Genomic DNA, 6,845 nt, shown 5'->3' on the forward strand with positions numbered 1-6,845 from the left:
CTCGAAGCCGACGCGCGTCGTCATGGAGGACGGCACGGAGACCGAGGTCGACCACGGACACGTCGTGATCGCGGCCATCACCTCCTGCACCAACACCTCCAACCCGCAGGTGATGATCGGCGCGGCCCTGCTGGCCAAGAACGCCGTCGAGCGCGGGCTGGCCACCAAGCCGTGGGTGAAGACGACGCTGGCCCCCGGGTCCAAGGTCGTCATGGACTACTACGAGAAGGCCGAGCTCACGCCGTACCTGGAGAAGCTCGGCTTCTACCTGGTCGGCTACGGCTGCACGACCTGCATCGGCAACTCCGGTCCGCTGCCCGAGCCGGTCAGCCAGGCGGTCAACGAGGCCGACCTCGCCGTCGTCTCGGTCCTGTCGGGCAACCGCAACTTCGAGGGCCGGATCAACCCCGACGTCAAGATGAACTACCTGGCCAGCCCGCCGCTGGTGATCGCCTACGCGCTGGCCGGCTCGATGGACGTCGACCTGAACAACGACCCGCTCGGCCAGGACCCCGACGGCAACGACGTCTTCCTGCACGACATCTGGCCGTCGCCGCAGGAGGTCCAGCGGGTCATCGACCACGCCGTCTCCGCGGAGATGTTCAGCAAGGACTACGCCGACGTCTTCACCGGGACCGAGCAGTGGCAGAACCTGCCCACGCCGACCGGCGACACGTTCGACTGGGACCCGGACAGCACCTATGTGCGCCGTCCTCCGTACTTCGAGGGCATGCCTGCCGAGCCGTCGCCGGTCGAGGACATCACCGGCGCACGCACCCTCGCGGTGCTCGGCGACTCGGTGACCACCGACCACATCTCCCCGGCCGGCTCGATCAAGGCCGACAGCCCCGCGGGCACGTACCTCCGCGAGCACGGGGTGGACCGTCGCGACTTCAACTCCTACGGCTCCCGCCGCGGGAACCACGAGGTCATGATCCGAGGCACCTTCGCCAACATCCGGCTGCGCAACCAGCTGGTGCCCGGCATCGAGGGTGGCGTCACCAAGAACCACCTGACCGGCGAGACGACGACGATCTACGACGCCTCGCGCGCCTACATCGACGCCGGGATCCCGCTGGTGGTGCTGGCCGGCAAGGAGTACGGCTCGGGTTCCTCCCGCGACTGGGCGGCCAAGGGAACGGCGCTGCTCGGGGTCAAGGCCGTCATCGCCGAGAGCTACGAGCGCATCCACCGCTCCAACCTGATCGGGATGGGCGTGCTGCCGCTGCAGTACCTCGAGGGCCAGAACCGGGAGTCGCTCGGCCTGACCGGCGACGAGGAGTTCGCGATCACCGGGATCACCGCGCTGAACGACGGCTCGGTGCCGCGCACGGTGAAGGTCAAGGCGCAGGCTGCGGACGGTGAGACGACCGAGTTCGACGCCCGCGTCCGCATCGACACCCCCGGTGAGGCGAACTACTACCGCAACGGCGGGATCATGCAGTACGTCCTGCGCTCGCTGCGGGACAACGTCGCCTGATCGCCGCCTGACGCATGGACCTGGGGCTGGGCGGTCGCGGTTACCTGCTCACCGGCGCGAGCCGGGGGCTGGGGTTCGCGACCGCCCGCGCCCTGGTCGACGACGGCGCCCGGGTGCTGATCAGCTCCCGGAGCGCCGACTCGGTGTCCGCAGCGGCGGGTGACCTGGGCGGCGCCCCGGTCGCGCAGGGCGTGGCGGCCGACCTCGCCGACGCAGACACTGCCGAGCGCCTGGTCGCCGAGGCCCGCGCCCGGCTGGACCGCATCGACGGCGCCCTGATCTCCGTCGGCGGCCCGGCCCCGGGGGCGGTGCTCGACACCGCGGACGCCGACTGGCGCTCGGCCCTCGACAGCGTTGTCCTCGGGCCGCTCCGACTGGTCCGGGCCCTGCTCCCGCACCTCGGGACGGGAGCGGCGATCGCCTTCGTCCTGTCGACCTCGGTGCGGGAGCCGCTCCCCGGGCTGGCCATCTCCAACGGGCTGCGACCCGGGCTCGCCATGACCATCAAGTCGCTGGCCGACGAGCTCGGACCGCGGGGCGTCCGCGTTCTGGGGCTGATGCCGGGCTCCGTGGCCACCGACCGGATGACCCAGCTGTGGGCCGCGTCCAGCGATCCGGCCGCGGAGCGCGCCTCGGCCGAGGCAGCGATCCCGCTGCGCCGGATCGGGCAGCCCGAGGAGTTCGGCCGGGTGGCCGCCTTCCTGCTCTCCCCCGCCGCGTCCTACATCACCGGCACGGTGGTGGCCGTCGACGGCGGGCGGCTGCGAGCTCCGTGAAGAAGGACCTCCTCGCCCCCCTGCGAGGGAGCCCGATCCTCGTCGCCTGCGCGCACGGCACCCGCAATCCCACCGGACGGCGGCTGATCGCCGAACTGGCTCTCGCCGCCCGGGCGTTGCGGCCCGGCCTGGTGACCACCGCCGCGTTCGTCGACGTCCAGCCACCCACGGTCGTCGACGTCGTCGCGGGCCTGGCGGCGTCCGGACAGGCGGCTGTCGTCGTCCCGCTGCTCCTGTCCGGCGGCTACCACGTGCACGTGGACATCGCCAGGGCCGTGGCGGGCTCGGCGGGCACCGTCGCCGCCCGGCCGCTCGGCCCGGACCCGCGGCTGGTCGCGGTGCTGCACGACCGCCTGCTGCAGGCCGGCGCCGATCCCCGCGACCCGCTCACCGCTGTCGTCCTGGCCGCGGCCGGCTCCAGCGATCACCGGGCGGTCGCCGACGTCGAGGACACCGCCGACCTGCTGCAGCGCTCCTGGGCAGGGGCGGTGACCACCGGCTACGGCTCGGCAGCCCAGCCTCCGGTGCCGGACGCGGTCGCCGCGGCCCGACGCGGCGGCGCCGAGCGGGTCGTCGTCGCCTCCTACCTGCTGGCCCCGGGCCACTTCCACGACAAGCTCGCCGGGGCCGGCGCCGACGTCGTCACCACGCCGTTGCTGCCGGACCCGCGGATCGCCGCCGTCCTGCTCGACCGCTACGACGCGGCGCTGGACCCGACCCCGGCCGGCTGATCAGGCCTGCCAGCCGAGCACCTGCTCCCCCACCACGAGGACGACGACGAACAGGATTGCCGCCGCGAGCGGCACCGCCGCCGTCCACCACGACCGGGCGATCGCCAGGCGCACCAGCACCGCGGCGAGGACGAGCCACACCACCCACAGCGGGATCAGCACGTAGCCCGGGATGACCAGCCCACCCGCGAGGTAGAACCAGCCGACGACGAGGTGCGCCACCGCCCCCAGGACGGCGACGACGATCGGTCCGCGCGAGCGGAGAAGGGTGTCCACGGCGGCAGTATGGCGTTCCCGGCTGCCTGCACGGGGTGACCTACGCTGGAACGACGATGAGCGGGGCACCGAACGAGCAGGGCGATCGCGAGCGCGCCCGTGGCGAGCGCCGGCCCCCAGCGCCTCCGCCGGGACGTGCCCGCGGCTGACGCTCCACCCGAGGTCGAGGCTTCGGCGGGAGGTCCGTCCGGGGCGGTATCGGCTGCGGGCGGCGTCGTGCCGGGCGTGGCCTCGCCGCCCTGCTCGTTCGGTGCCCCGCTCATCGTCGTTCCAGCGTAGGTCACCCCGTGCAGGCAGCCGGGAACGCCATACTGCCGCCGTGGACACCCTTCTCCGCTCGCGCGGACCGATCGTCGTCGCCGTCCTGGGGGCGGTGGCGCACCTCGTCGTCGGCTGGTTCTACCTCGCGGGTGGGCTGGTCATCCCGGGCTACGTGCTGATCCCGCTGTGGGTGGTGTGGCTCGTCCTCGCCGCGGTGCTGGTGCGCCTGGCGATCGCCCGGTCGTGGTGGACGGCGGCGGTGCCGCTCGCGGCGGCAATCCTGTTCGTCGTCGTCCTCGTGGTGGGGGAGCAGGTGCTCGGCTGGCAGGCCTGATCAGCCGGCCGGGGTCGGGTCCAGCGCCGCGTCGTAGCGGTCGAGCAGGACGGCGGCGATCCGCGGGTCCGGCAGCAACGGCGTGGTGACGACGTCGGCGCCGGCCCCGGCGAGCTTGTCGTGGAAGTGGCCCGGGGCCAGCAGGTAGGAGGCGACGACGACCCGCTCGGCGCCGCCGCGTCGGGCCGCGGCGACCGCGTCCGGCACCGGAGGCTGGGCTGCCGAGCCGTAGCCGGTGGTCACCGCCCCTGCCCAGGAGCGCTGCAGCAGGTCGGCGGTGTCCTCGACGTCGGCGACCGCCCGGTGATCGCTGGAGCCGGCCGCGGCCAGGACGACAGCGGTGAGCGGGTCGCGGGGATCGGCGCCGGCCTGCAGCAGGCGGTCGTGCAGCACCGCGACCAGCCGCGGGTCCGGGCCGAGCGGCCGGGCGGCGACGGTGCCCGCCGAGCCCGCCACGGCCCTGGCGATGTCCACGTGCACGTGGTAGCCGCCGGACAGGAGCAGCGGGACGACGACAGCCGCCTGTCCGGACGCCGCCAGGCCCGCGACGACGTCGACGACCGTGGGTGGCTGGACGTCGACGAACGCGGCGGTGGTCACCAGGCCGGGCCGCAACGCCCGGGCGGCGAGAGCCAGTTCGGCGATCAGCCGCCGTCCGGTGGGATTGCGGGTGCCGTGCGCGCAGGCGACGAGGATCGGGCTCCCTCGCAGGGGGGCGAGGAGGTCCTTCTTCACGGAGCTCGCAGCCGCCCGCCGTCGACGGCCACCACCGTGCCGGTGATGTAGGACGCGGCGGGGGAGAGCAGGAAGGCGGCCACCCGGCCGAACTCCTCGGGCTGCCCGATCCGGCGCAGCGGGATCGCTGCCTCGGCCGAGGCGCGCTCCGCGGCCGGATCGCTGGACGCGGCCCACAGCTGGGTCATCCGGTCGGTGGCCACGGAGCCCGGCATCAGCCCCAGAACGCGGACGCCCCGCGGTCCGAGCTCGTCGGCCAGCGACTTGATGGTCATGGCGAGCCCGGGTCGCAGCCCGTTGGAGATGGCCAGCCCGGGGAGCGGCTCCCGCACCGAGGTCGACAGGACGAAGGCGATCGCCGCTCCCGTCCCGAGGTGCGGGAGCAGGGCCCGGACCAGTCGGAGCGGCCCGAGGACAACGCTGTCGAGGGCCGAGCGCCAGTCGGCGTCCGCGGTGTCGAGCACCGCCCCCGGGGCCGGGCCGCCGACGGAGATCAGGGCGCCGTCGATGCGGTCCAGCCGGGCGCGGGCCTCGGCGACCAGGCGCTCGGCAGTGTCTGCGTCGGCGAGGTCGGCCGCCACGCCCTGCGCGACCGGGGCGCCGCCCAGGTCACCCGCCGCTGCGGACACCGAGTCGGCGCTCCGGGAGCTGATCAGCACCCGGGCGCCGTCGTCGACCAGGGCGCGGGCGGTCGCGAACCCCAGCCCCCGGCTCGCGCCGGTGAGCAGGTAACCGCGACCGCCCAGCCCCAGGTCCATGCGTCAGGCGGCGATCAGGCGACGTTGTCCCGCAGCGAGCGCAGGACGTACTGCATGATCCCGCCGTTGCGGTAGTAGTTCGCCTCACCGGGGGTGTCGATGCGGACGCGGGCGTCGAACTCGGTCGTCTCACCGTCCGCAGCCTGCGCCTTGACCTTCACCGTGCGCGGCACCGAGCCGTCGTTCAGCGCGGTGATCCCGGTGATCGCGAACTCCTCGTCGCCGGTCAGGCCGAGCGACTCCCGGTTCTGGCCCTCGAGGTACTGCAGCGGCAGCACGCCCATCCCGATCAGGTTGGAGCGGTGGATGCGCTCGTAGCTCTCGGCGATGACGGCCTTGACCCCGAGCAGCGCCGTTCCCTTGGCCGCCCAGTCGCGGGAGGAACCCGAGCCGTACTCCTTGCCGGCCAGCACCACCAGCGGGATCCCGGCGTCGATGTAGGCGCGCGAGGCGTCGTAGATCGTCGTCGTCTCGCCGGTCAGGTGGTTCTTGGTGACGCCACCCTCGATGCCGGGCACCAGCTGGTTGCGCAGCCGGATGTTGGCGAAGGTGCCTCGGATCATGACCTCGTGGTTCCCGCGGCGGGAGCCGTAGGAGTTGAAGTCGCGACGGTCCACCCCGTGCTCGCGGAGGTACGTGCCCGCGGGGCTGTCGGCCTTGATCGAGCCGGCCGGGGAGATGTGGTCGGTGGTCACCGAGTCGCCGAGCACCGCGAGGGTGCGTGCGCCGGTGATGTCCTCGACCGGCGACGGCTCGGCAGGCATGCCCTCGAAGTACGGAGGACGGCGCACATAGGTGCTGTCCGGGTCCCAGTCGAACGTGTCGCCGGTCGGCGTGGGCAGGTTCTGCCACTGCTCGGTCCCGGTGAAGACGTCGGCGTAGTCCTTGCTGAACATCTCCGCGGAGACGGCGTGGTCGATGACCCGCTGGACCTCCTGCGGCGACGGCCAGATGTCGTGCAGGAAGACGTCGTTGCCGTCGGGGTCCTGGCCGAGCGGGTCGTTGTTCAGGTCGACGTCCATCGAGCCGGCCAGCGCGTAGGCGATCACCAGCGGCGGGCTGGCCAGGTAGTTCATCTTGACGTCGGGGTTGATCCGGCCCTCGAAGTTGCGGTTGCCCGACAGGACCGAGACGACGGCGAGGTCGGCCTCGTTGACCGCCTGGCTGACCGGCTCGGGCAGCGGACCGGAGTTGCCGATGCAGGTCGTGCAGCCGTAGCCGACCAGGTAGAAGCCGAGCTTCTCCAGGTACGGCGTGAGCTCGGCCTTCTCGTAGTAGTCCATGACGACCTTGGACCCGGGGGCCAGCGTCGTCTTCACCCACGGCTTGGTGGCCAGCCCGCGCTCGACGGCGTTCTTGGCCAGCAGGGCCGCGCCGATCATCACCTGCGGGTTGGAGGTGTTGGTGCAGGAGGTGATGGCCGCGATCACGACGTGTCCGTGGTCGACCTCGGTCTCCGTGCCGTCCTCCATGACGACGCGCGTCGGCTTCGAG

At 72.9% G+C, this 6,845-nt stretch carries 8 protein-coding genes; 4 read left to right on the forward strand and 4 right to left on the reverse strand.

The genetic code is table 11. The features are described from left to right. The 3 genes from acnA (E4P40_RS25105) to E4P40_RS25115 all read left to right on the forward strand — a co-directional run. Positions 1-1,480: aconitate hydratase AcnA (acnA, locus tag E4P40_RS25105; RefSeq protein ID WP_135161060.1), on the forward strand; the 1,480-nt coding region annotated here is incomplete at its 5' end. Positions 1,481-1,494: 14 nt separating this feature from the next. Next, entirely contained in the window at positions 1,495-2,256 is a 762-nt protein-coding gene (locus tag E4P40_RS25110; protein ID WP_135161061.1) for an SDR family oxidoreductase, read from the forward strand. Continuing rightward, a complete protein-coding gene (locus E4P40_RS25115; protein WP_245160570.1) occupies positions 2,253-2,987 on the forward strand; it encodes a sirohydrochlorin chelatase in 735 nt (244 codons plus the stop codon). Before E4P40_RS25110 ends, E4P40_RS25115 begins: the two co-directional genes overlap by 4 nt. Here E4P40_RS25115 and E4P40_RS25120 read toward each other — a convergent pair whose 3' ends face one another. Further along, positions 2,988-3,263 carry a hypothetical protein gene (locus E4P40_RS25120; protein WP_135161062.1) on the reverse strand — a complete coding sequence of 92 codons (276 nt, stop codon included), beginning with the start codon at positions 3,261-3,263 and terminating at the stop codon, positions 2,988-2,990. It lies immediately after the preceding gene. A 319-nt stretch (positions 3,264-3,582) separates the two neighbouring features. Between E4P40_RS25120 and E4P40_RS25125 the strand changes: the two genes are divergently transcribed. After that, positions 3,583-3,858: a hypothetical protein gene (locus E4P40_RS25125; RefSeq protein WP_135161062.1), complete on the forward strand. Its 276-nt coding sequence runs from the start codon at positions 3,583-3,585 to the stop codon at positions 3,856-3,858. Here the strand turns inward: E4P40_RS25125 and E4P40_RS25130 are convergent, their stop codons facing one another. The 3 genes from E4P40_RS25130 to acnA (E4P40_RS25140) form a co-directional block, all read right to left on the reverse strand. After that, complete coding sequence (locus E4P40_RS25130; RefSeq protein WP_245160570.1) at positions 3,859-4,593, reverse strand: sirohydrochlorin chelatase; 735 nt, start codon at positions 4,591-4,593, stop codon at positions 3,859-3,861. Beyond that, positions 4,590-5,351: an SDR family oxidoreductase gene (locus E4P40_RS25135; RefSeq protein ID WP_135161061.1), complete on the reverse strand. Its 762-nt coding sequence runs from the start codon at positions 5,349-5,351 to the stop codon at positions 4,590-4,592. Before E4P40_RS25135 ends, E4P40_RS25130 begins: the two co-directional genes overlap by 4 nt. Before the next feature lie 14 nt (positions 5,352-5,365). Beyond that, positions 5,366-6,845 (reverse strand): aconitate hydratase AcnA (gene acnA / locus E4P40_RS25140; RefSeq protein ID WP_135161060.1); only part of this gene is annotated, 1,480 nt, incomplete at its 5' end.

The organism is Blastococcus sp. CT_GayMR20 (genome assembly GCF_004570345.1).

Bases quoted from the DNA above. Each gene is read 5' to 3' on its own strand.
- E4P40_RS25110 (WP_135161061.1), top strand. From the start codon at position 1,495: ATGGACCTGGGGCTGGGCGGTCGCGGTTACCTGCTCACCGGCGCGAGC.
- E4P40_RS25135 (WP_135161061.1), bottom strand. From the start codon at position 5,351: ATGGACCTGGGGCTGGGCGGTCGCGGTTACCTGCTCACCGGCGCGAGC.